Consider the following 26,160-nt stretch of genomic DNA (forward strand, 5'->3'; position numbering starts at 1 on the left):
TATTCCGGAATAGATTGACTACGCTTCGTGGCAATTTTTTCTGTTTTTCTATACCATGTAAACGGCATCATCAACACAAAGTATACGGGGGTTTATAACAGTGCTATCAGTGACCATGAGTTCTGGAAGAATTATATTAGCCATGGAAGTTACGGTGTACAGCTTTTTTTTGTGATAAGTGGCTTTATATTGGGATTGCCTTTTGCAAAACATTACCTCACTGGAGGTAAACGTCCCGAGCTCAAAACATATTTTCTGAGAAGAGTGACCAGGCTGGAGCCTCCTTATATACTGGTAATGATATTGTTGTTTACGTATATTGTATTTGTTCAGCATAAATATGCATTTGGCGTATTATTGCCAGATTTATTACATTCTTTAACCTACACATTTAACTTTTTTCATCCGCGTTTGGTGTTACCAACTGTAAATCCCGTAGCATGGAGCCTTGAAATAGAGGTGCAGTTTTACATACTGGCCACATTGCTGGCTGCCGCATTTTTTAAATCTACCAGTACTGTCACGCGGAGGACCAAAATTATACAGAGTGCAGTACTTTTCATCCTGTTAAAAAGCTTTTATCAACCTCCATTCCGTTTATTATATGACCAGGTACAATATTTTCTGATAGGATTTTTATTAGCGGATCTTTATCTCGTTCCGATGAATTTACATATAAATCCACGATTGGCGGCTCTTTTGGGAGGTATAATGTTGTTTGCAATATGGTTATATGCGCCTTCCGGGTCCAAGAACTGGTTTCAGGTGTTTATTTGGGGGCTGGCATTGCCGTTTATGATCTTTATTCTGTATTACGTGACGTTGTTTACCCCATTCTGGAAGGCAGTTTTTAGTAAGCGGATATTGGTTACCATTGGAGGTATGTGTTATACGATTTACTTAATTCACTGCTCTATTATCTTCATTGTATTAAATTCTATAATGAGATATCGATTCAGTAAGTGGTATGCTTTTAATTGGGTGGCGCTGGCGTGGATTGTGATGTTTGTAACCCTCTTGATCAGTATATTCTTTTTCTTATTGGTAGAGAAACCATTTATGGAAAAAATATGGTACAAGAAACTATTGTTTCAAAAAAGAAAACACTTAAAATAAATGCTTGAGTGGATATTTATATAATTTAAGATGTCGTTGTAACTTCATTACCTTCGGAGTTAAGCATGAGAGCGATACCTGAGAACAGATTCTATTTGGCAACATTTATGTGTTATTTTATATAGATTTGTAACTTATGGGCAGGGTTTCTGCTATATAAACGTGATTCTAACCTCACATATATTCAAAAAAATGAATCCTATTTAAGCGTTTGGGAAGTATTATAGATTCAGTTTTTGTTTTTAAGTGTTTGGATGACGGCCTTGATGGAATGGTGGAAGCCCTAAGTTGTTGTGTTATGCAGCTCTTTTTTATTATTTAAATACTTTGACCAAGCATAATGGAATTTAGTAAGCATTTAATTAATCAAACGGAAAGTGTTACAGAAGCGCTGAAGAAGTTAAATACATTGGGTATTGATGCAATATTGTTTGTAATTGATGCCGATGAAAGGCTTTTGGGTGCCATGACAGATGGAGACATCCGGCGGGGATTTATCAAAGGACTTACCTTAAATGATCCTATAACATTTTTTATTCAACCCAATCCGGTATATATACGTTTAGGAGATTATACTATTTCCGAGATTGAAGGTTATCGAAGACGGAATCTGAAAGTTATCCCTATTCTTGATGAAGCGCATAAAATTGTTGATATTCTTAATCTTCGCGTAAGAGAAACCATGTTGCCGCTCGACGCGGTCATAATGGCAGGGGGGAAAGGAGAAAGGTTAATGCCACTTACAAAAGATTGCCCGAAGCCATTGTTGAAGGTGGGCGGCAAACCTATTATTGAACACAATATTGATAGGTTGGTTAATTTTGGTATCGACCGAATTATTATTAGTGTCCGGTATTTGGGTGATCAAATTAAAAAATATTTTAATGATGGATCTTTAAAAGGAGTGCATATTGAGTATGTGGAGGAAAATATACCATTAGGGACATTCGGGTCACTTAGCTTAATACCCTCTTTTAATACGGAGCATATACTTTTAATGAATTCGGATCTTTTAACCAATATTGATTTCGCGGACTTTTATAAATCTTTTATTGAAGCGGATGCAGACTTAATGGTGGCTAGTATCCCTTATCAGGTAAGAATTCCCTATGCAGTACTTGAAATTGATAATGGAAATGTTCGCTCATTTCACGAAAAGCCAACTTATAGTTACTATTCAAATGGTGGTATATATCTTTTTAAAAAGGAATTGCTTGAATTATTACAAGTGAATACTTTTTTTAATGCAACGGATTTCATGGAGTTGTTGATTTCAGGGAAGCGGAAGGTTGTGCATTATCCCATTCTGGGATATTGGCTGGATATTGGCCGGCATGAAGATTTTGAAAAGGCGCAGAACGATGTAAGGCATATAAAATTTTAAGATGTATATACTCATAACTATATGTGCTCGAGGAGGATCTAAAGGTATTCCAGGAAAAAATATCCGTGTTTTAGCAGGTAAAAAATTGATTGGATATACGATAGAAACTGCGCAGAGTTTTGCTGCAGGAAAGGATTGTGTAATAGCGCTTTCTTCCGATGCGAATGAAATAATAGAAGCAGCCGCGGAATACGGATTGCATACCGATTATAAAAGACCTGTTGATCTTGCAACGGACTCCATAGGTAAAATTCCAGTGATTTTGGATGTACTCAGGTACGAAGAGGCCAGTCGAGGAAAAAAGTTTGACTATATTATTGATATGGACGTAACATCTCCATTCAGAACCCATGTTGATGTGAGCGTGGCTTTCAGAATGCTTGAATCTGATCCTGAAGCAATTAATATTTTTTCAGTAAGTCCGGCCAAGCGTAATCCATATTTCAATATGGTGGAGCAAAATGAAGATGGTTATTTTGGACTTGCGAAAAAGGGTGACTTTGTTACCAGGCAATCTGCTCCAAGGGTATACGACATGAATGCCTCTTTTTATATATACAAAAGAGCCTTCTTCGATGGACCGTGTACAACTGCGATAACAGACAAGTCTTTGGTATATGAAATACCCCACACTTGTTTTGACCTGGATGAACCTGTGGATTTTGACTTTATGGAGTATTTATTGCTTAATGGGAAACTCAGTTTCATGCTATGAATGTGTTAATATTTGGCTTGGGATCTATCGGTCAAAAACATATCCGGGTGCTGCTAGAGATTGGTGGCGGAGGTACGAATATTTATGCACTTCGAAGTGGGCTGTCCGATAAAATAGTGCCTGGTGTAACCAATATAACTTCAATGGAAGAAGCTGGTGTTATGTTCGATTTTATTATTGTTGCCAACCCCACATCTACCCATTACTATACATTAGAAAAGTTACTTGGATATCAGATACCTGTCTTTATTGAAAAGCCGTTGTTTCATGCTTTACAACCTGGACACACACTTGTTGAAGAATTTGTAAAACGAGGGATTAAGACCTATATCGCCTGCAATCTTCGATTTCATCCATGCATAATTTTTTTAAAAAATATGCTGGCCTCTGGTGATCATCGTATCAATGAAGTAAATGTTTACGCGGGCTCTTATCTTCCCGAGTGGAGACCAGGAGTTAATTTTAGGGAAGTATATAGCGCTAATGCTGAAATGGGAGGGGGAGTACATCTTGATCTCATTCATGAACTTGATTACATTGTCTGGTTATTGGGGAAACCGTTATCTGCAAAAGCAACTTTTACTAGAAAGTCTTCTCTGAATCTGAATGCTGTTGATTATGCCAACTATTTGCTGGAATATGAGGGGTATACAGTTAATGTAGTTCTTAATTACTATAGGCGGAAAGCGAAACGGACCTTTGAAATTGTTTTCGAGGATAAAACGATCATTGCGGATATTCAGGGGCAGAAGGTATGGGATGATGATAACCTAGTGTTTTCTGCTAACGTGGATGCTCTTTATACTTATAGAGAACAGATGAAATACTTTTTATCCTGTTTGAAGGATGATAGCAGTCTGATGAATGACATTCAGTCAGCTTTCGATGTTTTAAAAATTTGTTTGAATAATGAATAACATAAAACAAAAGGTTATTGTCGTTACAGGCGGCATGGGACTATTGGGAAGTGAGTTTATCACTTATTTGCGTAACCACGAAGCGTTGGTTATTGCTGTAGACAAGGTCGGGGAAACCGATATAAATACACATTATATTAACGCTGATATCACCGATGTAGATAGCATTAAAAGTGCCATAAAACTGATTGTCGATAAATTCGGAAGGATAGATGGCTGGGTGAATAATGCATATCCGAGAACAGCGGATTGGGGCAAACAGGAATTTAGTGAAGAATCGATGGAGTCATTTGAAAAGAATGTGACCTGGCATCTTGTAGGATATGTTAAGTGTTGTCAGCAGGTCCTTAATCAAATGAAAAAGCAAAGGAATGGCAGCCTGATAAATGTGGCCTCCATTTATGGGATCGTAGGCCCCGATTTTTCCATATACGAAGGGACTACTATTGTTAACCCTTCTGCTTATGCTGCTATAAAAGGAGGGCTAATTAATTTTACCAGGTACCTAGCTGCTTATTATGGTTCGCATGGAGTAAGGGTGAATTGTATTTCTCCTGGTGGTATTTTTGATCATCAACCATTTCAATTTGTCCGCCAATATGAGGCCAAGGTGCCATTGAGAAGACTGGGTACCCCACAGGATATTGCGCCCTCCGTAGCCTTCCTTCTAAGTGAAGCTGCCAATTACATTACTGGGCATAACTTGGTGATAGATGGAGGCTGGACTGCTATTTAATAGTGGCGGCTGCCGGAACGTGATTTTCGCATTATTGGAGAAGTATCCATTGCTTATGGGTTGTAAGAAGGCCGGGCATGGCCGCCAATATGCATACTGTTACACTGCATACAACTACTTGTTCCAGGTCTATATAAAGTTGGCGGCTGATGCTCTGGTAGCCACTACTTACAAATTTTTTGAACAGTGCATTGGTAACCAGGTTGCGTAGTGCTTCTAACAGTTCCACCCGCAGCATGCGCTTAATAAAGATCACTTCTGCGGTATCGAAGCGGCATGTAAGGGCTAGTTTGCTGAAATAAGGGTGTTGGTCTGCAGGATGTATTCATTGCGATAAACATGCAACAAAGCGTAAATCTCCTTTATCAGTTTTTGCTTATCCGCGACCGCCGTAAGGCTGAGATGTATCTTGTTTACATCCTATACGGTAAGCTCTTTCTCTTTTGCATAGGCGTATAAAAGGTGTCCCGTGCCTTTCCGCATCTAGTATCGGAAACGCATTTGTACAATGATCGATGAGCTATAATTAGGTTAGTTCATCTTATTAAGAGCACAACAGGATGAAATATTGTCTCATACGCATATTTTGTTTTTTGATACATTTACAATGCTAACAATCAGGATCAAACCTATAAAAAAGAATTATGAATAGCTACAAGCGCCTCTACTCTTTGGATTACTTACGGGGACTTTCCGCTTTTGGCATAATGATATATCACTTGTCTACTTGGGAACTCGACCTTCATAACCCGCTTTCGCCGTTAGGGATATTTGGAGTGTATGGCGTATCAATATTTTACGTGCTGAGTGGTTTAACATTGTTTCATGTATATTTTGAAAAAATGATACCATCTGTTAATGATTTAAAGGGATTTTACCTAAAACGATTCTTTCGTATATATCCGTTACTATGGCTAGTGATCATATTAACGCTATTATTGAATGGCACTATGCCAACATGGAGGGGGTTACTACTTAATTTTACAGGGGCATTTGGGCTAATCAGGTGGACGGGCTATTATGCCACCGGAACATGGTCTATTGGAAATGAACTTGTTTTTTACCTGTTTTTTCCAGTTTTTATTTTTCTTTCAAAGAAAAGTCGAATCGGGCTTTACTTATTTGCAGCGTTTTTGTTAGGGTGCTTTTTATATTTCCCTTTTTTTAGATTGAAACCCGAGATTCTGGTGGGGCAGGAGTGGATTGACTACGTGAATCCGCTCAATCAAGTGTTTTTATTTTTGGGGGGGTATCTAATAGGGTATTGGTCTTATAAAATACAGTTATCCAATAAAGGTGCTTTATCCGTTTTACTTGTTGCATCTTTAATATTTGCTTTTTATTCACCCAACGGCATAAATGTTGCTGCGGGCCTAAATCGTATCGTATTTTCAATATGCTGTTTTCTTATTTGTTTTGCACTTTACAAAAGCACCTATCGTTTTCCCGGTATTATTGACAAATCATTGATGCTGCTGGGAGAATGTAGCTATACTGTTTATCTGCTGCATCCTATCGTTTATCTTATGCTTAAGAAAAGTATATTTTCCATGGAGAATACCGTATTACAACTGTCTCCAGGATGGAAGATGACTATGACTATAGTAATGACGCTCGTAATATCCTATTTTGTTTATCATTATTTCGAACGGTACTTCATGAAGCTGGCCAACTCCTTTTCTTATAAAGTAGAGAAAGCCCCAGACAAAGTGGTAATATCAGCAGAGGCGTAGATTGTTTATGGTAAGGCGGTGAATTTATAAGCACCGAACAGCGGAACTCTTTGCTGACGGGGCAAGGTTTGATGACGGGTTTGGTAGGTTGATAATTAACTAAGTAGCAATTAGCTGTCGTACTATTTTAGCAGGAGTTCCCGCGATTACCACATTCCCGTCTTCGAAGCTTTTATTCACTACTGCATTAGCCCCCATTTTTACATTGTTTCCTATTTCTATAGTGTTGAATATTTTTACACCAGGACCTATGAAACAATTGTCCCCTATCTTTGCCGCTGTGCGGTCGCTACTACCGCCAATGTTTACGCAGGAGTGTATAGTACAATTTTTTCCGATTTTTGCATGCCTGCTTGCTACAATACTGCCGTAATGGACTATGCATAACCCCTCTTCGAATATATTGATGGGAATGCTAAAGCCTAAACTCACACTTGCCCTTTGAAATTGTTTTCGCAGGTGATAGATATATGGTTTCCAAATAGGGTGTTTTTTGCAATTAGTCTAATATTCCAATTTACGCATAAGCTTCTGAAACTTCCAGCAGGGATCTGTAAGCAGTGTCATAATGTTATCGGAAAGCACGGGATATTTAGTATAGGCTCCCAATGCTTTTTGATCTTCTTTAAGATAATGTAAATAGTCCTTTTTGTTGGTAATATTGTGTTTTTATCTTAAATGGAAAGATGTATGATTACTTTCTAAATAAGTGAAGGTGAAAAGGTACTAAATATCATTTTGGTAATAAAAAAAGTCAGCAATTTTGCTGACTTTTTTTATTCCGTAGCCCGGACAAGGATCGAACTTGTATCTAGAGTTTAGGAAACTCCTATTCTATCCATTGAACTACCGGGCCCAAATATCCTCCCAAAACCGGAAGGCCCGCAAAAATACAGGTTTTCACGGAAAAAAGGTTATGACTGGCTATAAATCTGTGCTATCTCGTTTTTATACTTCTCCAAAATCACCTTCCGTTTCAGCTTCATGGTGGGCGTCATTTCACCGCTGTCGGTGGTCCATTCCTGGGCCAGCAGCCGAAACTTTTTTATCTGCTCAATGTGACTGAAAAACTGGTTGTAGCGGTCCACCGTTTGCTGATAGAGGGCATGCACTTCCGGCAGCAGAATGGCCTGCTCATTACCAGGGTAGGGGAGGCCTTTTTTCTGGAACCAGTCGCGCAGGTTGTGAAAAGATGGTACAATGAGCGCTCCGGTAAATTTACGGTCTTCCCCTACCACCATCAATTGCTCGATATAAACAGACTCCCGGAATTTATTCTCAATTGGCTGGGGCGCTACGAACTTGCCGCCGGAGGTTTTGAACAGTTCTTTTTTGCGATCAGTGATCTTTAAAAATTTATCGTTCACCAGCACGCCGATATCACCGGTATGGAACCAGCCGCCCTCGGTTATGGCGGTGGCGGTAAGGTCAGGTCGTTTATAGTAACCTTTGGTAATACCGGGGCCTTTGCAAAGGATCTCACCGTCGTCGGCAATCTTCACCTCAACACTGCTGATCACCGGGCCTACGGTACCGAACATGCGGTCTTCCACGGGATAACGGTTTACGCTGATCACCGGCGATGTTTCTGTAAGTCCATATCCTTCCAGGATAGGAATACCGCCTGCAGTGAATATCTTCAGCAGGCGTACCTGGCAGGCGGCGGCACCGGTTACCACGGCTTGTATGCGCCCGCCCAGGGCTTCCCTCCATTTGCTGAAAATAATTTTGTTGGCTAATGCCAGTTGTAGTTTGTACCAGGTGCCCAGGGGTTTATTAATATCGTACTCTTTGCCCAGGTTCACCGCCCAGAAAAATAGCGCGCGTTTTATACCCTTTAGCTCCAGGCCTTTGGCCATGATCTTTTCATACACTTTTTCCAGCAGGCGGGGTACCGTTGTAAAAATAGTGGGTTTCACTTCCCGCAGGTTATCGGCAATGGTGTCCATACTTTCTGCATAGTAAATGGGAACGCCAGCCCGCATAAACAGGTAAGACACCATGCGCTCAAAGATGTGATTAAGCGGCAGAAAGCTCAGGGAGCGGGCCTGCGCTGTAATGGGCAGGTAAGGCTGGCAGGCCTCAATATTACTCATTACATTATGATGGGTCAGCATCACGCCCTTGGGGGTGCCGGTAGTGCCGGAGGTATAAATGATAGACATCAGGTGATCTGGTAAAATACGGGCCTTGATGGCTGCTATTTTGCCGGCGTCTTCGTCGCGGGCCATGTCAGCAACCTCGCTCCAGTGGCGTACACCGTCTAATTTATCGAAAGAAAAAATATGTTGAAGGCTGGGTATCCTTGTGCGGATGGCGGCTATTTTATCATAAATAGCCTGGTCGCTCACGAAAACAATCTTTACTGCCGCATCGGTGAGCATGAATTCAATTTCCTGTTCCGAAATGGTAGGATAAAGGGGGGTTACCACGGCACCTGTTTGCTGGATGGCCAGGTCGGTAATGAGCCACTCGGGCCGGTTTTGCGAAATGATGCTGATTTTGTCCTGGCCTTCTGGGGTTAAATTGCCGGCGCTGATGCCCAATTGTAACAGGCCCGAACTTAATTTATCCGTCAATGCCTTCACGGCTTGTGTGCTATGTTTTACCCAGGTTCCATTTACTTTGGCTGCCAGCATATCTTCTTTGGGAGAATGTTCGAGCTGGAAATCAATTACGTCAAATAATCTTTCGGGTCGATGCATATGCTGATTGTTAGGTGAAATGCACGCAGCATGAACCTCTTTTAAAGAAGGGAAAATTTTATCATAACGCGTGTATTATAAATTTAATTAAATTATCTTATCCAGCAAGTACTGTGGATAAAAGGGGGGCCGGAAAGTCCTATCCCGCCCGCTTTTAACAAAGCATGTACGTGTACATCCCGTACGCAAAAGGCTGCAAACCATCACCGCAAATGCGGCGGGGCTTGCAGCCTTTATGCATAGAAGGGCACCCGCTTAGCGGTTGGCCACAATGTGTAAGGAAATATTTACGGTAGCGTTAATCAGTTTGTCCTGCATAGATTTATCAATGCGATAGTTCATGCCCCACAGGGAACGGTCTATATTAAAATTTGCATCGGTAATCACATGTTTTGCAGTGAAGTCTATCTTCACCGGAAAGCTGATGTTCTTCGTGATCTGGCGAATGGTAAGGTTGCCTTGCACCATATGGGTGGCGTCTTTCATGATCAGGCCATCGCCGTTGCCGGGGTGGCAGCGGGCAATGCCGGTGATGTCAAATATGGCTTCCGGAAATTTGTCTACCTCCAGAAACTGGGTGCCTTTCAGCTCACTTTCCAGTTTGTTCTTCATGGCGGTATCGCTCAGCAGGTCTATGTTTTCCAGCGACTTCATATTAATCACGAAGTGGCCGCCGCTCACGGTATCTTTCGAGAGGTATACCGTACCGCTGGAGAGCTTAAAACGCCCATGGTGCTTGCCTGTGGGCTTGGTGCCAATCCATTCTATTTCGCTATGGGCGGTGTCCAAGGAAAGGTGTTCACCTTCCATGGGCACCACTGCCTGGGCAGTAGTTACGGACGCAGCATCCGCCTTGGGCGCCTCCTGGCAAGCGCTCATGAGTAAACCAAATAATAGGGCCATTAATAAGTATCGTATATGCATCGTCGTTAGTTTTTGCCAATTTAACTGTAATCTGGAGTTATGCCCGCCACAGGAACGGGCGTGTAAAACGGAAATTATATGCAAAATTAGGGCTAATTAATCATTTCCCTATAACCTACCCATACAAAACGCAGGGTAATAAATTCCGGGTTGGTAAAACTGGCATTGCCCGCCGGATTGCCCCCAGTTACATGAAAATCGGAGAAGGCCGCGTGCTGGTTACCCAGATAGGACCGGTGAAATTCAGCGACAACGGTACAAATACAATGTTTTTGTGATACCCCACTTTACCCGCCGGTGTATGTACGCCGGATCCGGGAATGAAAAAGTTCTGCGGGGTCGTACACATCTGGCCAGCGTAGAGGCATACGGAAAAGGACCAGGTTTTTTAATACAGCATCCAGGTCGTTTACAGCGTCGGGGATGACAGAGTCTACAGCAGCTTTTTCAGTAAATACAGTCTTTTCTCCCAGCCCTTCCACGTAGCGTCCAAATGCACTGCCGCCGTTATAGTCGATCAGCTTTACGTTTGCCGCCATGTTTTTGCGGCAATAGCGGCCCTTTGCACCAAGGTGTCTGTTGTAAAAAGTGGATAGCTCCCCCCGTTTCCAGGGTGTAGGGCGATGTTTCCCCGCCATCCCAGCCGGTTTCGCCGGTCTGAAGCAATGCTTTGAAAGGTTGGTGGAGAGCAGCATTAAAAGCAGCCTCACCCTGTGAAGGGGCAGCCTCGCTGTATGCTTTCGGATGTTCGGGGTACTGGGCGTGGAAGCCACGCGCCTGCATTGCCTTCACGGCAGCATTCAGCATGTGCATGTTTTGGTGGATCATTCCGTGGAAGTTGTATTTTTCTAAGGTAAGAAAAAGGCTGCGCAATAATTACTGCGCAGCCTTTGCCATATTTTACCTTTTGGTACCAGCTTCCATCATTTCCCATAATACTCATCCGGTCGCAGTTTCAGGGGATGATCGCGCTGAAACTGGATGTAAGCATCGTAGGAGGGTTTGTGCAGGTTAGCCCATGAGCGGAAAGCGGCCTGGTTAGAGGGGGGGCCAAATATCCACTGATTGTATGCCTCGAAAAGCCCTTCCTTCAGCAATTGTTGCTGGTAGTCGAAAAGAGCGTAGGGGAATTTTACGCTGTAAAACGCATACCAGTCTAGCAGAAAGCGGGTGCGTAACATAATAAGCGACTCCGGATCTATGCCGGTAGTAACCACCATGGCCTGTTTAGACAAAATCTTTTTATAGGCGGTCAGGAAGTCTTCTTCGCCACTGCGGCTGCGTTTACTTTTTTTGCCGCTGTTGTCGTCATTCACGGCTTCAAAAAGACGGGCATCGGAGAAGAGCTTTTTGTAAGACTCCAGGAGCAGTTCGCGGATTTCCACGGTGCGGTCGGTATAACTTTCCAGGTTCAGGAAAATTTCACCATAAATGATAGCCCATACCGGTTCTTTGCCAATGTAATAATACGCGCGGGCAGCGTTGTAATAATTACCGGGATAATTTGGATCTACCCGGATGCCGGTGATCCAGCTCTTAATGGCGGCATCGTTCATCAGGAGCTTCAGTTGCAGTTGGCCGTTTTCATTGTGCAGTTCCCCGCTACTGGGAAAGCGGCGCAGGCCCCGGTCGTAAATCTTCTGGGCGCTTTTAACATCATCGCGGCTCTGGGCAATATTGCCGGCTATCTGGAACAGTTGAACATCGGCGTCCTTCTTATCCATCAGTGGGTCTATAATGCTGCGGGCCTTGGACATGTCGCCCTTGAGGTAGTAGGCAAATCCCAGTTCTTTTTTAAACTGTAAGTTATCCGGCTCCTGCTGTAAGGCCTGGTTTAGCACCAGGATGGCGTTGTTATAATCGCCTCCTACCAGGAAGCTGTGTGCGGTATTAAATAATTCGCTGGCGTCCTGGCTTTGGGCCATCACGGCGTGCGTGAGCAGGAGCAAGCCCCCGGCCATCAGTCTTTTCCATAAAGAAAACCGCATAGTCATTCCTTTTCGCTGTCGTTTGCTGTCAAAAATAAGGTATTTCTGTTCCGCGCCCATCTACCAATAATAATACCAAACGAACGGGAGGGTGGAAACGGCGGCTGGGAGGGCCGCCGCAAGCCTACATTTCTTTAGGCGATCAGGTGGGTGATCAGCCCATCGCGCAGTTTGGGTTCAAACCAGGTGCTTTTGGGGGGCATCACGTTGCCACTATCGGCAATGTCAAACAGCTGCTGGATGGTAACGGGGTACAGGGCAAAGGCTACCTGCATTTCTCCGCTATCTACTCTTTTTACCAACTCACCCAGCCCCCGGATGCCACCTACAAAATCAATCCTTTTGTCGGTTCGCTGATCTTTAATGCCCAGTTGTTTGTCCAGTATATTGTTAGACAGGATCGTTACATCCAGCACTCCGATGGGGTCTGTGGTGTAGGTGCCTTCCCGGGCTATAAGATGATACCACCTGCCGCCCAGGTACATGCCAAATTCATGCAGGGCATTGGGTTTTTTAGGCGTATGACCTACTTCAAATACATCGAAGTCGTACTCCAGCTTCGACAAAAAATCTGCCGGGGCCAGGCCGTTCAAGTCTTTCACCACGCGGTTATAATCCAGGATGGCCAGTTGGCTGGCCGGGAAAATGGTGGTCAGGAAATAATTCACGGCGCCGGCCGGTTGCAGGTTACCCAGGCTACTGTATTCCTTTTGCACCAGTGCGGCAGAGGCCGCACGGTGATGCCCATCGGCAATGTAGGTGCAGGGCACTTTTTCCTGGAACAACTGGGTTATGCTGTTCACCACATCGGTTTCGTTTACTACCCATACGGTGTGCTGTATATTATCGTCGGCGGTAAACTCATACACGGGAGGGTGTTGCTCCATCCAGTGGTCGATGAGGGCATTTACCTCCGGCACATCGTTATAGGCCAGGAACACATTGCCCGTTTGCGCCTTGGTGGTTTTGATATGGTTAATGCGATCCAGCTCTTTATCCGGACGGGTAAATTCGTGTTTCTTGATAATGCCAGCGTTATAGTCCGATATGGCGGAAGCCGCCACCAGTCCTACCTGCGAACGGCCATCCATCACCAGTTTATAAATGTAGTAACAGGGCACGTTGTCCTGGAAGAGTGTACCTTCCTGAATCATATGGTGCAGGTTTTCGGCGGCTTTATCATACACCTGCTGACTGTGGGTGTCGATATGGTCGGGTAAATCGATCTCTGATTTGGAAACGTGGTAAAAAGAATACGGGTTGCCGTGGGCGGCTTCCTTTGCTTCTAAAGCGCTCAGCACATCGTAAGGCTTCGCAGCCACGCGGGAAGCCAGATCTGGTAAGGGCCGCAGCCCCTTGAACGGTTGAATAATCGCCATGATAGGTGTGTAAAAGACTGGTGAACCGTAAAAATAGGAAATCGTGCGTAGCTTTTCCCGGCTATTCTGTTCACAATCAAACAAATGCTGTATCAAAACCGGACAAGCTGCTGCCAGTGCTTACCTGTATCTCCTTGATAATGATGGATTCCGGTATTTGGTACATTTTTGCGGCAATACTATAAATTTCCTTTGCATGATAAAAAGTTACCTGAAAATTGCCTGGCGTAATACCTGGTATCATAAGGGCTATAGCGCCATTAATATTTTTGGCCTGGGACTGGGCATGGCAGTGGCGCTCCTCATTGGGCTGTGGGCGGTATACCAGTTTCAATACGACCGTTTTTTTCCGGGCTACCGGGAAGCGGCGCAGGTAATGATCCATATAAAGCAACTAGACTTAGACCGCACGCAGCCTTCTGTATCGCTGCCGGTAAAGGAGGCACTGACCGGTATGCCCGGCATCCGCTACGTAGCGGAAAGCGGTTGGTTGGAATACCGTAGCCTGATAGCTGAAAATAAAAAATTATACCTGGGCGGCATAGGTGCCGGGGCAGATTACCTGCGCATTTTAGACTATCCCCTGCTGGACGGCGACCCGGCTACCTGCCTCCGGGAGCCTTACAGCATTGTACTCACCGCCGCTACTGCCCGCAGTCTTTTTGGGCAGGAAAACCCGATGGGCAAGCTGGTGAAGATAGACAATGATAACAGTGTAAAAGTAACCGGCATACTGAAAGATATACCTTCCACGGCCACGGTTAGTTTTGCCTACCTGCTGCCATTTGCCTTTCTGGAAAAAACCCGTAACTGGATAGCAAATTCCCGCAACCAGTGGGGCAACAACTCCTTCCAAATGTGGGTAAGGCTGGCGCCCCATACGGATCTTGCTTCCCTGAACCATAGGATTGCGGGGCTTTATAAGCGCTCGCAGGATGTAAATATGCAGCACTTTATTACCTTCCTCTATCCCGCTAGCCGCTGGCATTTGTACACGGAATACCAGGAAGATCAAAATGGGAGTGGCCTCATCGCGTATGTGCGCATGTTTTGCCTTATCGGAGCCATGGTGCTGCTGATTGCCTGCATAAATTTTGTGAACCTGGCCACAGCCCGGTCAGACCGGCGGGCCAGGGAGGTGGGGGTGCGTAAAGTAGTAGGCTCCAGCCGCAGTGAGATTATTGTGCAATTTTTACTGGAATCCTACCTGCTTACCTGTATAGCCTTTGTTTTTGCCCTCTTACTGGCAATCATAGCGCTACCGTATTTTAACCGCCTAACGGCTTGCGACATACGGATACCTTTCAGCGACCTCCGTTTCTGGCTCGTTATGGGTGGCTATCTCCTGCTTACCGGGCTGCTGGCGGGGGCCAGGCCTGCATTTTACTTATCTTCTTTCCTGCCGGTGCGGGTGCTGAAAGGCACCTTGCAGGCCAGCCATACCATGGTATTGCCCCGTAAGGCGCTGGTAGTTCTGCAGTTTGTTTGTTCTGTTACCTTGGTCATTGCCGCATCTGTCATCTACCAGCAAATAAGGTATGCGCAGCTCCGGCCTAAAGGATATAATACCAACCGGCTGGTGAGTACGGCCATGAGTGAAGACCTGAACCGCAACTATGCCGCCCTGCGCAATGATATCATGCAATCCGGCGTAGTAGAAAGTGTTTCGCTTACCAGCTCCGGGGCTACCTGGGTAGATAGCCACACCATGCTGGATGGCTGGGAGGGCAAGCAAACCCCCAACCAGTTAGGTACCGGTATTATGGAAATCGATAAAAATTATTTTGCCACCACCGGCATGCAAATGCTGGAAGGGCGTAATTTCTTCCAGGAAAATGCCCAGGCCGATAGTAGCGTGATTATTGTAAACGAAGCGGCCGTGCGGGCCATGCATCTTAAAGACCCTGTAGGTAAGCTGGTAAAATATTACGAAGGAGGTGCCCATGGCCCGGAATTAAAACAAGTAGCTATTATCGGGGTGGTAAAAGATGCTATTATGGAATCGCCTTACACGCCGGTAAGCCCTGCCATATATGTTCATGGGCGGCGGGGTAATTACCTGCTATACCGCTTGTCCAACAAGGTAGCACCGGTGGCTGCCATTGGTAAGTTGACAGCTATATTCGAGCGCTATAATCCGGCTTACCCGTATGAGTATAACTTTGTAGACGCAGACTATGCAGCCAAGTTTGCGCTGGAAAAGCTGGTGGGTACGCTGGCGGCCATTTTTGCAGGACTTACCATCCTGATCTCCTGCCTGGGCCTTTTTGCCCTGGCTACTTACATGGCAGCGCAGCGCACACGGGAAATCGGCATCCGCAAGGTGCTGGGGGCTACGATATGGCAGCTATGGATGTTATTGTCTAAAGACTTTGTATGGCTGGTAGGAATAAGTTGCTTACTGGCTGCGCCGGTGGCGTGGATGTTTTTACAGCACTGGCTGGAGCAATATAATTATCGTATACACCTGGGTGCTGGCATATTCCTGGCGGCATCGGCGGTGGCCCTGTTCATCACGGTTTGTACCATCAGCTACCAGGCTATCCGGGCGGCGATGGCCAATCCGGTGAAGAGCTTGCGCACAGAATAAAAACATGGCGTATTGTTACCGCTCTTCGGCATGAAAGGAAACTTGGATCAACTTGTTACACATAGGGGGGGGGTAAAAGACTTCCTGCCTACAATGAAAAGGCACCAGGATATCCCGGTGCCTTTCTTAAAACATAGTGGTTATTCAAAAAACGTTTAAGCTTTTTTCATGCTAAAATACTTCATCGCCTCTACCATTACTTCCACACTATCCAGCGGCAGGGCATTGTAAATAGAAGCGCGGAAGCCTCCCACACTGCGGTGGCCTTTAATGCCTACGATATCTTCTTTCTTGGTGAATTTCAGGAATTCCTCTTCCAGTTCCGGCTTGTCCATGATAAAGCAAACGTTCATTTTGCTGCGGTCTTCTTTTACCACGGTGCCACGGAATAGAGGATTCTCGTCTATCTCTCCATAAAGCAGCGCTGCCTTCCGATCATTGATCTTTTCGATGGCTGCTACGCCGCCCTGTGCTTTCAGCCAGCGGAGGGTGAGCATGGAAATGTAAACCGCGAATACGGGGGGTGTATTAAACATAGACGCATTGTCGATATGTACGCGGTAGTCCAGCATAGATGGGATATTGCGCGTTACCTTACCCAGTATGCTTTTGCGCACAGCCACCACGGTAGCGCCAGCAGCACCCATGTTCTTTTGTACGCCGCCATAAATGAGGGCAAATTTATTGAAGTCCATGCTGCGGCTCAGGATATCTGAACTCATATCAGCCACCAGGGGCACATCAGTTTCAGGGATGTGGTGCCATTGGGTGCCGTAAATGGTATTGTTTGTAGTAATGTGCAAATACTTGGCCTGGGGAGGAACCGTAAAATCTTTGGGAATAAAATTGTAGTTACGGTCTTTGGAACTGCTTACCACATCTACATAGCCAAACAATTTTGCTTCCTTGATCGCTTTGGATGACCATACACCCGTGTCGGTATAAGCGGCTGTTTCCCCGCTTTCTAGCAGGTTCATAGGGATGGTCAGGAATTGCGTACTGGCGCCACCATGCAGGAAGAGCACTTCAAAGTCGTCTTCCAGTTGCATGAGTTCCCTTACCAGGCTGCGAGCTTCTTCGATCACGGCCACGAAGGGTGGCGTACGGTGTCCTATCTCCAGGATGGACATGCCGGAGCCTTCAAAATCAATAAGCGCTTTGCTGGCCTTGTATAATACCTCGTTGGGTAATATAGACGGGCCTGCGTTAAAGTTATGCACCTTCATGTTGCGGTCAAGGTTAAATGCTTCGTTATTTTGTTCCACGTTGTCTGGTTTTTCAGAGGAAATAGAAAAAATACGCCGGGCTTACGTAATCCGGCAGTTTGCTATGGTATAAGGAATGGCTAAAGTGTGACAGTAAAACAAAGATAGATTATTCTTTGAAAAAGCGGTTCAACACATATTTGATATTGTTAATGTGTTGGCAAAATGAAAGCGATGCTATTGCTATCATTAATAATTGAAAATTTATTTACAATTGTTAGTTGTTGTCCGGTAGCTATGAAAGCATTTGTAGCAGCATGTTTTGGCCCCGTATAAAATGAATAAACTTTAGTGTTAATGCGCTAAACCCATGGTGGCCTTAGGGATATTATACCCTTAATCCTCGTAAATCCGGCTGTCCCGCATTTACCCAGGCCGTATACCAGATACTGGCCACACCTGCCATGGAGGCCCGCATGCGGCGTGCCACCATGCCACTCAGTAGTTGATGAAACTGTTTCGTATAGGCGTAAGCGTAATCACGCGTAAGTTTGCCTTTGCGAAAACCAAATGCATACCGCTCTGCTTCCGGATATTGCTGTCGCAGGAGTTGTTCTGCCGAAAGTACCGAGTCGGCGGCCTGTCCGCTGGAAATCACAGCCTCCCAAATGAATTGCCGGGGTGAGGTAAGGTATTGTGCAGTGCCTATCCAGTAACTGAATTCCGTATCCGCAAACAGTTCCGGTATGCGGGATTCCCACAAGGCATGAATGCCTTCCTGCCCGCTCAATTGTCCGTTGTGATTTGTACTGGCATGCAGGGGTACGTGGGCATCGCCCATGTAGTGGCCAATGTCTGCCGAGAGTTTTAAAATACGCCGCCCGTCGCGGGCTATAAAAGCGTTGGTGAGTGCATACATCATCTGCTCCAGGTGCCAAGGCAGAACACCGTACTGATTCAGTGTATCCAGCGTATAACAAGCAATGGCTTCTTTCCAGGCACGCGGCAGGTTGCTGTAAGGCGGCTGACCGTAATGATCAATATCAATGAAATGGCGGGGCGCCTCTCCGGCCATTGCATAACGGCGCTGGTCTGGATCGGTGGCGTGCCGGGTTATGTAATCAATATGGGGTTTGTAAAATACCAGCATCTGTGGTGGCAGGGCAAATACCGCCATGCGGTTGATGCGCTGGTGCGCGAAGAATCCCCAGGCCAGGGATGATGCCGGCATCAATAGCATTAACAGCGTTGTTAACAAATAGCGGGGGAGTAACATACCATTCAAATTAAATATTTTCTCTTTGTCTGACTGGTTATAAACAACCATTAACGCGTTATTAACTACCTGGTAGAGGGTGCTTGCCGAATTTATCGTTTATGTGAAGCCATGCTTCCTTGCACCGTGAGCCTGCTCATCGTTTACCCATCGCCTGGGAAATACCTGGGTTAAAGCGCACGCAAGACAGTTGGTTCCCACTGTTTGGCAGGATCTGTATATTTTATGTCATTGCAGCCAGCCGCCATACCCGCTAACTTTATACCGAAATACAAATAGAAAAAATATGAAAGTTGCCATCAATGGTTTCGGCAGGATAGGCCGCATGACCTTCCGCGCCCTGCAAGACAAAAATATAGACATCGTAGCCGTGAACGACCTGACCGATACGCCTACCCTCGCCCACCTGCTCACCTACGATAGCGCCCATGGCCGCTTCCCTGGTACCATTGTGGCTGGCGAAAACAGCCTGATGGTAAATGGGAAAGAAACCTGCTTCCTCAGCGAGAAAGACCCTTCCAAACTGCCCTGGAAAGAACTGGACGTAGATGTAGTGATCGAATCCACCGGCCGTTTTACCGACCGGAGCAAGGCGCAAGCGCATATCGATGCCGGGGCTAAAAAAGTACTGATCACCGCACCTGCTAGTGGCGGGGTTAAGACCATTGTGCATGGGGTTAATAATGAACTGATTGGGGGCGACAATATTTACAGTACGGCCTCCTGCACCACGGGCAGCATTGCACCGGTGTTATTTATCCTGGATAAAGAATATGGTATAGAAAGCGGTTTTATGAGTACCGTACACGCCTTTACCGCCGATCAGCATTTACAGGACGCACCCCACCGAGATCTGCGCCGGGCGCGCGCTGCCACGCATTCCATTATTCCTACCAGCACCGGCGCTGCCAAGGCCATTGGCGAGGTATTGCCCAACCTTAAAGGAAAAATGGATGGTTATTCTTACAGGGTGCCGGTCATAGATGGCTCTATCGTAGACCTCACGGTAAATCTTACCCAGGAAGTGTCTATAGCAACACTTAACGCTCTCTTTAAAAAGTATGCAGATGGCCCACTGAAAGGTATCCTGGAATACACGGAGGCACCCTTCGTATCTTCGGACATATTGGGCAATACCCATTCTTCTATTGTAGATGGCACCCTCACCCGCAGCATTCAGAAAACCGTGAAGGTGGTGGCCTGGTACGATAACGAAGTGGGTATATCCAACCGTATTTCAGAGTTGGTAGGCCTGTTGTAATTTTGACCATATGCATACTGAAAAGTCCTCCGTAAAGAAGAAGACCATTGTACTGCTGGCCATGCCCAACACTCGTCTGCTGGACATTGCAGGGCCCAGCGACGTATTTGCAACGGCCGCTAACATACAGCATCCGGATCAGGAGGTTTACGAGCTGCTGCTGGCTTCCGCCACCGGCCACCTGCAAGTGATGACCGCCTCAGGCATTGCCGTAACTTGTCACATCAACCTGATGGATATAGATTTTCCTATAGACACCCTGCTGATTGGCGGTTTTTCTTTAGCAGCGGTGCACCAGTTAAGTGCCGGCTTTTTTGAATGGCTGGAGGCGCATTATCCATCCATCCGGCGCATGGGTTCTGTATGTTCGGGCGCCTTTGCGCTGGCCAGGGCGGGGCTCCTCAATAACCGGCATGCTACCACACACTGGCAGTCTTGTGAACGGCTGGCGCTGGATTTTCCGCAGGTAAAGGTAGACAGCTCGCCATTTTTTGTAAAAGATGGTAATATTTATACTTCCGGTGGGGTTACCTCCGGGATGGACCTGGCCATAGCGCTGGTGGAGGAAGACTTGGGCCGCGAGGTGGCCCTGCAGGTGGCACGCCGGCTGGTATTGCATTTAAAACGGCCCGGTGGCCAGGTGCAATTTAGCAGCCTGCTTCCTTCGTACGACCTGGAAAGCCCGCTGGTAGCGCGTATTCACCCCTGGCTGATCAAAAATGTTCAGCAAGATATTAAAGTAGAAGACATGGCCGCACAGGCCAGTATGAGTCCGCGTAATTTTGCGCGGGTGTTCGGGAAAGAAAAACACATGACGCCCGCCAAATACTTGGAAAAATTGAGGGTGGAGGTGGCCAGGCAATACCTGGAACATACCGACCTGAGTATGGAACAGATCGCAGAAAGATGTGGCCTGGGGGGCCAGGTATCTATGCGCCGCACCTTTTTACGGCATTTACGCATTTCCCCCAGCTATTACCGGACGGCTTTCAGAACAGCCCTCCCGGAAGAAGTGGCATAACCCCCGGTGGCAGGCGTTGCTCCCGGCCATGCAGGATATATTTATCCGGGTGTATTGGTCCCGGCAGGAGCGGCTACAGGATCTTCCGGCACCATAATATGCGCGTGTACACTGCCGGTAACTCCCCCGGATACTACAAATTTCATGGCTTCCGCAGCCGTTATATTTTCCAGGATCCTCACCTTATGTTTTGGTACCAGGTACACCTTTCCCGCTATGGCATAAGATTGAGGGCAGTACACTGCCATATGATCTGTAAGCCCAAAGTGCGCCATATCCTGTTGGGTAATAAAGCCTATTTCCCATACATCCTCGCCATAAATACGGGCCAGTACGGGGTGGTCAAACTTTTTCTTCTCTCCCACAAAGGCGTCAAAAACATCCTTAATAGAACTGTAAATATATTTTACGAAGGGGATATGTTCCAGCGCATGGTCGAAGATGTCGAAGAGCCGGCCCAGGATGAAGGAGGAACTGAGGTAACCTACCAATACGATAATAAACAATACCAGTACAAACCCTACGCCTTTATAACGCAGAAAGTAAAGTGGCGTATGTTCCGACAGCAGATTTAAGGGTAGGAGGTTGTCGATAGTCTGAAACCCCCAATAAATCGCAAAGGCGGTAATGCCCACCGGTGCAAGGATGAGCAGGCCCTGGAAGAAGTAGCGGAGCAGGCGCGACGTAAAAGTATTGAAGTTGAACTTTGCCATAAGAAATGAGTATCCCAGTGTTAAAATAGCGTGTTGCAGGCCCGTAAATAAGTAGATATTAGCATAACGGTGAGCTCCAAAAGTACCTGCAGAAATAGTTGTGGAGTAAATCGTGTATCCACAACCCTTCAAAAATAAGGTTTTCACCTGCCGTTGCCTCCGCCTTCCCGGAAAATAATGCCGAAACTTTTGAAAAGTATTCCTGCTTATTTATATGTTCTTTAAAATGTTATGTTAGGACAAGCGGGTAAATGAAGGCATACTGCCCGGCCGCTTCCAGTGAGGTGTTATACCGGGATCAAGACATAAATAAGTCTGAAAGCAGGATGAAAGCAGGCAAAAACAGCTCATCTTGGTGAAAAAGTGTCTTTTTTTAATAGATTTATGGATTTTAAGGTCATTTACCAAACTTTAACAAAAGAACATTGTTATATTTGAAAAGGCTTTCCTATTTTTGAATCCTTATTGAAAGATTGAGATATAACATTTGGCATACTTAGCCTGCACCAACTAATTAAAATTAGTAATAGGAAAACCGAAAAGCGGTCTGTACTGCACACTTTGAGAAATAGATGTAATGTCCCAAAAACAACCAGTAAATTAAGCTATCCACGGGGTAGGCCGTACACAATGTGTAGATTACCATTGAAATCCTACAAAGACATCGGTAAATTTTGAGAGGTAAACCAGTATTATTTCATTCCTAATTATAACAAGAAAAGCCGTAATCTGGCCAAATTAATGAATGGCCCATGAACCGGTAGGCGGTTATGGCCTGGGATTTGTGCCGATTTAGAGGATGCAATCGCAGTAAAAGTGACTATTTAATTTCCACCTGGTAAGCCCGGAACCGTTCAATAGCGCAAGATCAGAAAGAAAGTAACGATGACGTACCAAGCATCTTTATCCTATGCAGTAAGCCAGGATCAGCAAGATTCACTTAATATATTCAGAGAGCAATTTCATTTTCCTCAACATAACGGGAAAGACGCTATTTACCTTTGTGGCAATTCACTCGGGCTTCAACCTAAGGCATTGAAAGCTGCCATACAGCAGGAATTAGATGATTGGCAAACGCATGCAGTGGAAGGATATTGGAGGGCAGAAAATCCCTGGTTGTATTACCAGCAGTTTTGCCGTAATCCTATGGCCCCGCTGATAGGTGCGCAGGAGCAGGAAGTATCTATCATGAATACCCTGACCACGAATCTGCATTTGCTCATGCTGAGTTTTTACCGGCCAGCCGGTCAGCGATATAAAATTATTATGGAGGCGGGCGCTTTTCCCAGCGATCAATACGCCGTAGAGACACAGGTTAAATTATACGGATATGATCCGGCAGACGCTATCATAGAAGTGGCGCCCCGTCCGGGAGAACATTTAATCCGTTTAGAAGATATATTACAGACTATAAGTGAACAAAGTGATAGCTTAGCCTTATTATTATTTGGCGGCATTAATTATTACACCGGGCAGCTTTTTGATATCAAAGCCTTAACCGACGCCACACACAAGGCAGGCGCTTTTGCAGGTTTCGACCTGGCACACGCGGTGGGCAATGTACCTTTACAGTTGCACGACTGGAAGGTAGACTTCGCGGTGTGGTGTTCTTATAAGTACCTCAACGGTGGACCCGGGGCTGTAGGTGGCGCATTTATTCATGCGCAACATGCCGCTAAACTGGACTATCCAAGGGCTGGAGGGTGGTGGGGAAACGATGAAAGCACCCGTTTTCTCATGGAAAAAGGGTTTGTGCCCAAAGCATCGGCAGAAGGCTGGCAATTAAGTACGGCCCAGGTATTTAACATGGTAGGGCTTAAAACCTCCCTGCAGTTATTTGGAGCAACTACTATTACCGCATTGAGTGCCAAAAGTTTACACCTAACCGGTTACCTGGAATATTTACTTCAACAACTGAAGGGTATACCATTTGAAATTTTAACACCTAAAAATTGTGCAGAACGCGGTGCGCAGCTATCTTTGTTCTTCGGAAACCAAGGCAAAGCCATTCACCAGCAACTCACAAAAGCAGGTATCATCGCAGATTTTAGAGAACCCGGCGTTATCCGGCTTGCACCGGCGCCAATTTATAACACATACCAGGATGTATTTCATGTTTATGAAATCATCTCTAATATTCAAACGTTTTAATTTAGTAAGATGAATTTTGAGAGAAACGAACGCCCCCGCAAACCTTACAATCCGGACACCAACAAAGAATCTGATCCTAATTCCAATTCAGAGAAACCAGGTGGCTACAACAGGGAGAATCGCGAGTTCAACAGCGACAAAGATGACACTAACAGTCGTCCATTTAATCCAGAAAGCAGGCCATACAGCAGGCCTAATTACAACCGCGAAGGTGGTGGAGGTTATGGCAACCGAGAGGGAGGCGATAACTTCGGCAACCGCGAAAACTTTGGCAACCGCGAAGGCGGTGGTGGTTATGGTGGCGGCTACGGTAATCGTGGCGGCGGCTATGGCAACCGCGAAGGTGGCGGTGGTTACGGCAACCGCGAAGGCGGTGGTGGCTACGGCAACCGCGAAGGCGGTGGTGGCTACGGCAACCGCGAAGGCGGTGGTGGCTACGGCAACCGCGAAGGCGGTGGTTACGGCAACCGCGAAGGCGGTGGTGGCTACGGCAACCGTGAAGGCGGTGGTGGCTACGGCAACCGCGAAGGTGGTGGTGGTTATGGCAACCGTGAAGGTGGTGGTGGTTATGGCAACCGCGAAGGTGGTGGCTACAATCGTGGCGGCGGCGGTGGATATGATCGCGGCGGTGGTGGCGGTGGCTACAACCGTGGCGGTGGCGGCGGTGGCTATGATCGCGGTGGCGGTGGTGGCTACAATCGCGGTGGCGGTGGTGGCTATGATCGCGGTGGCGGTGGTGGCTACAACCGTGGCGGTGGTGGCGGCTATGGCGGCGGCGGCGGTTTCAATCGCGGAGGCGGTGGCGGCGGCTACAATCGCGGTGGCGGAGGCTTTGGTGCCGGACGCCCGGGTGGACGCCCCGGTGCTGGTGGACGGCCACAACGTTTTACTCCAAAACCTGATAACAAGATCTACTTTATTGCCCTGCTGCCCACTGCAGAAGTAGGTAAGGAGATTATCAAAATAAAACAAGACTTCGCCGAAAAATTTGGCCCCGTTTACGCCTTGAAAGTACTGCCACATATTACGTTGCAGGTACCTTTCACCGCAGACCCGGCACTGGAAAAAGCATTCTGCGATGAATTGACGGAATTCGCCAAAACCCAGGCCCCTTTTGAAGTAAGCCTGAACGGTTTCGGCACCTTCCCCAATAAACAAAACCGCGTATTGTTTATCAATGTAGAGAAGAGTGAAACGATGTCTGCTATGCACCGTCTGCTGATCAACTTCTTGCGTAAAGAATTCGGGTTCTCTACTATGCTGGCACGTACCGGATTTACGCCGCACGTTACCGTAGCATTTAAAGACCTGTTAGACGAGCAATTCGACAAGGCATGGCCAGAGTACGAACACAAAGAGTACAAAGCCAGCTTTAAGGTGAATAACTTGTACTTCCTGCGCCACAACGGCAAGTCCTGGGAAGTGCTGCAGAAATGCAAACTGGGCGGTGTTTGATCACCCGCGTAAAAATAAAAACAACAACGCCCTGCAAAAATTTTGCAGGGCGTTGTTGTTTATTACATGAAGGCTTATAAAAACTAACTACAAGGGATACACGAAATATATTCACCTAAAAAATGAAGCCGGCCATACAGATGTATGGAACCGGCTTTTTGATTAACCCCTATGAAAACCAACTATTGTGTTGATAAAGATGTATTACTGGTCTAGTTTTATATCTCCAAGATTCGTGACCTTATCGTCTTCTACTTTCACATTCTGGATCGTAGCATCCTTATATGGACTTTTAGCATTAACGATGATGGTATAGGTGCCGGCTGTTACATTTTCAAAACTTAACACCCCATTAGATACCGCAGTTTTCAAGGTGTCGCTGCCGGCAAAGGCCCACACTTCTGAAGCTCCATCTGGCGGTAAGATTTTGCCACTAATTGAACCGCTGGCAGTATGAAAAGAATATAATATTCCAGCGAGCAATGCCATTAGCATGGCCAAGCGTATATGTTTCATAAACGATTTATTTAAATGAATTGGTGTATGATTTCATTGTTTTAACACTACTTTAAGAATATGGTGGCATAGCTTACAGTACAAATAAAATTCATCCCCGCAAATCCAGCAGTAGTGGCAGCTTTTAAAAATAATTTTGCAAACACCATGCCACAGGGGTATGCCATTTTAGGTTAAATCTTTGTAACCATTACCGCATTACAAAAGCACAAACGTTATCACTAATTAGAATGCTCCATAACTTTTGGTAATGCCCATAGTGCTGTAGAAAGGCCAGCAATCACGCTTTAGGGCAAGCGTTGGCATATTAGTAAGTGGCAAGTCCTCTACCATTACCTAAGAAACAGTCTACTATTATTGTGTACTTTTGCAATG

The 26,160-nt window shown here is 45.9% G+C and carries 23 protein-coding genes and 1 tRNA gene; 11 read left to right on the forward strand and 13 right to left on the reverse strand.

The genetic code is table 11. The features are described from left to right. Positions 1–27 precede the first annotated feature (27 nt). The 5 genes from GA0116948_RS15720 (at position 28) to GA0116948_RS15740 (ending at position 4,868) form a co-directional block, all read left to right on the forward strand. Positions 28–1,116, forward strand: a complete 1,089-nt coding sequence (locus GA0116948_RS15720) for an acyltransferase family protein (protein ID WP_089713942.1) — start codon at positions 28–30, stop codon at positions 1,114–1,116. Positions 1,117–1,456: 340 nt separating this feature from the next. Continuing rightward, positions 1,457–2,500 carry a nucleotidyltransferase family protein gene (locus GA0116948_RS15725; RefSeq protein ID WP_089713943.1) on the forward strand — a complete coding sequence of 348 codons (1,044 nt, stop codon included), beginning with the start codon at positions 1,457–1,459 and terminating at the stop codon, positions 2,498–2,500. 1 nt (position 2,501) lies between these two features. Continuing rightward, positions 2,502–3,215 carry an acylneuraminate cytidylyltransferase family protein gene (locus GA0116948_RS15730; RefSeq protein ID WP_089713945.1) on the forward strand — a complete coding sequence of 238 codons (714 nt, stop codon included), beginning with the start codon at positions 2,502–2,504 and terminating at the stop codon, positions 3,213–3,215. Then, positions 3,212–4,132, forward strand: coding sequence for a Gfo/Idh/MocA family protein (locus tag GA0116948_RS15735; protein WP_089713947.1), 921 nt, complete (start codon positions 3,212–3,214; stop codon positions 4,130–4,132). Before GA0116948_RS15730 ends, GA0116948_RS15735 begins: the two co-directional genes overlap by 4 nt. Continuing rightward, positions 4,125–4,868, forward strand: a complete 744-nt coding sequence (locus GA0116948_RS15740) for an SDR family oxidoreductase (RefSeq protein ID WP_089713949.1) — start codon at positions 4,125–4,127, stop codon at positions 4,866–4,868. Before GA0116948_RS15735 ends, GA0116948_RS15740 begins: the two co-directional genes overlap by 8 nt. A gap of 31 nt (positions 4,869–4,899) precedes the next feature. Here the strand turns inward: GA0116948_RS15740 and GA0116948_RS15745 are convergent, their stop codons facing one another. After that, positions 4,900–5,124: a polysaccharide deacetylase family protein gene (locus GA0116948_RS15745; RefSeq protein ID WP_123891835.1), complete on the reverse strand. Its 225-nt coding sequence runs from the start codon at positions 5,122–5,124 to the stop codon at positions 4,900–4,902. Between the two features lie 388 nt (positions 5,125–5,512). Between GA0116948_RS15745 and GA0116948_RS15750 the strand changes: the two genes are divergently transcribed. Then, complete coding sequence (locus GA0116948_RS15750; RefSeq protein ID WP_089713953.1) at positions 5,513–6,601, forward strand: acyltransferase family protein; 1,089 nt, start codon at positions 5,513–5,515, stop codon at positions 6,599–6,601. A gap of 99 nt (positions 6,602–6,700) precedes the next feature. Here GA0116948_RS15750 and GA0116948_RS21815 read toward each other — a convergent pair whose 3' ends face one another. From GA0116948_RS21815 to GA0116948_RS15785, 8 genes are all read right to left on the reverse strand, one after another. Then, positions 6,701–7,033 carry a serine O-acetyltransferase gene (locus tag GA0116948_RS21815; RefSeq protein WP_240619227.1) on the reverse strand — a complete coding sequence of 111 codons (333 nt, stop codon included), beginning with the start codon at positions 7,031–7,033 and terminating at the stop codon, positions 6,701–6,703. A 352-nt stretch (positions 7,034–7,385) separates the two neighbouring features. Further along, positions 7,386–7,457 (reverse strand) — tRNA-Arg (locus GA0116948_RS15760). 58 nt (positions 7,458–7,515) lie between these two features. Next, positions 7,516–9,306 carry an AMP-dependent synthetase/ligase gene (locus GA0116948_RS15765; RefSeq protein WP_089713956.1) on the reverse strand — a complete coding sequence of 597 codons (1,791 nt, stop codon included), beginning with the start codon at positions 9,304–9,306 and terminating at the stop codon, positions 7,516–7,518. 255 nt (positions 9,307–9,561) lie between these two features. Next, the gene (locus GA0116948_RS15770; RefSeq protein WP_089713958.1) at positions 9,562–10,230 is read right to left on the reverse strand and encodes a YceI family protein; all 669 of its coding nucleotides are present in this window, start codon (positions 10,228–10,230) and stop codon (positions 9,562–9,564) included. 287 nt (positions 10,231–10,517) lie between these two features. Further along, a complete protein-coding gene (locus GA0116948_RS21510; protein WP_205686155.1) occupies positions 10,518–10,769 on the reverse strand; it encodes a hypothetical protein in 252 nt (83 codons plus the stop codon). Continuing rightward, positions 10,738–11,058, reverse strand: a complete 321-nt coding sequence (locus GA0116948_RS21515) for a hypothetical protein (protein ID WP_205686154.1) — start codon at positions 11,056–11,058, stop codon at positions 10,738–10,740. Before GA0116948_RS21515 ends, GA0116948_RS21510 begins: the two co-directional genes overlap by 32 nt. A gap of 95 nt (positions 11,059–11,153) precedes the next feature. After that, positions 11,154–12,218: a tetratricopeptide repeat protein gene (locus GA0116948_RS15780; RefSeq protein WP_165798502.1), complete on the reverse strand. Its 1,065-nt coding sequence runs from the start codon at positions 12,216–12,218 to the stop codon at positions 11,154–11,156. 134 nt (positions 12,219–12,352) lie between these two features. Further along, positions 12,353–13,597: a DUF1015 domain-containing protein gene (locus tag GA0116948_RS15785; protein ID WP_089713962.1), complete on the reverse strand. Its 1,245-nt coding sequence runs from the start codon at positions 13,595–13,597 to the stop codon at positions 12,353–12,355. Positions 13,598–13,793: 196 nt separating this feature from the next. On the opposite strand from GA0116948_RS15785, the gene GA0116948_RS15790 reads away from it, so the two are divergent. Then, a complete protein-coding gene (locus tag GA0116948_RS15790) occupies positions 13,794–16,187 on the forward strand; it encodes an ABC transporter permease (protein WP_089713964.1) in 2,394 nt (797 codons plus the stop codon). 155 nt (positions 16,188–16,342) lie between these two features. On the opposite strand, the gene serC is transcribed toward GA0116948_RS15790, so the two are convergent. After that, positions 16,343–17,452 (reverse strand): 3-phosphoserine/phosphohydroxythreonine transaminase, encoded by a 1,110-nt coding sequence (serC, locus tag GA0116948_RS15795; protein ID WP_240619226.1) that lies wholly within the window; start codon positions 17,450–17,452, stop codon positions 16,343–16,345. Between the two features lie 328 nt (positions 17,453–17,780). Beyond that, a complete protein-coding gene (locus GA0116948_RS15800) occupies positions 17,781–18,719 on the reverse strand; it encodes a zinc dependent phospholipase C family protein (RefSeq protein ID WP_123891834.1) in 939 nt (312 codons plus the stop codon). 235 nt (positions 18,720–18,954) lie between these two features. Between GA0116948_RS15800 and gap the strand changes: the two genes are divergently transcribed. Both gap and GA0116948_RS15810 read left to right on the forward strand, forming a co-directional pair. Then, positions 18,955–19,929 (forward strand): type I glyceraldehyde-3-phosphate dehydrogenase, encoded by a 975-nt coding sequence (gene gap, locus GA0116948_RS15805; RefSeq protein ID WP_089713968.1) that lies wholly within the window; start codon positions 18,955–18,957, stop codon positions 19,927–19,929. A gap of 10 nt (positions 19,930–19,939) precedes the next feature. Next, positions 19,940–20,950 carry a GlxA family transcriptional regulator gene (locus GA0116948_RS15810; RefSeq protein WP_089713970.1) on the forward strand — a complete coding sequence of 337 codons (1,011 nt, stop codon included), beginning with the start codon at positions 19,940–19,942 and terminating at the stop codon, positions 20,948–20,950. A 41-nt stretch (positions 20,951–20,991) separates the two neighbouring features. Here the strand turns inward: GA0116948_RS15810 and GA0116948_RS15815 are convergent, their stop codons facing one another. Continuing rightward, a complete protein-coding gene (locus GA0116948_RS15815) occupies positions 20,992–21,663 on the reverse strand; it encodes a DUF502 domain-containing protein (RefSeq protein WP_089713972.1) in 672 nt (223 codons plus the stop codon). Positions 21,664–22,548: 885 nt separating this feature from the next. Between GA0116948_RS15815 and kynU the strand changes: the two genes are divergently transcribed. After that, entirely contained in the window at positions 22,549–23,814 is a 1,266-nt protein-coding gene (kynU, locus tag GA0116948_RS15820) for a kynureninase (RefSeq protein ID WP_089713974.1), read from the forward strand. Positions 23,815–23,823: 9 nt separating this feature from the next. After that, positions 23,824–25,269: a 2'-5' RNA ligase family protein gene (locus tag GA0116948_RS21620; RefSeq protein WP_240619225.1), complete on the forward strand. Its 1,446-nt coding sequence runs from the start codon at positions 23,824–23,826 to the stop codon at positions 25,267–25,269. A 204-nt stretch (positions 25,270–25,473) separates the two neighbouring features. Here the strand turns inward: GA0116948_RS21620 and GA0116948_RS15830 are convergent, their stop codons facing one another. Then, positions 25,474–25,785: a carboxypeptidase-like regulatory domain-containing protein gene (locus tag GA0116948_RS15830; RefSeq protein ID WP_089713976.1), complete on the reverse strand. Its 312-nt coding sequence runs from the start codon at positions 25,783–25,785 to the stop codon at positions 25,474–25,476. Between the last annotated feature and the right edge of the window lie 375 nt (positions 25,786–26,160).

The organism is Chitinophaga costaii (assembly GCF_900094705.1).
GTDB classification, from domain to species: domain Bacteria; phylum Bacteroidota; class Bacteroidia; order Chitinophagales; family Chitinophagaceae; genus Chitinophaga; species Chitinophaga costaii.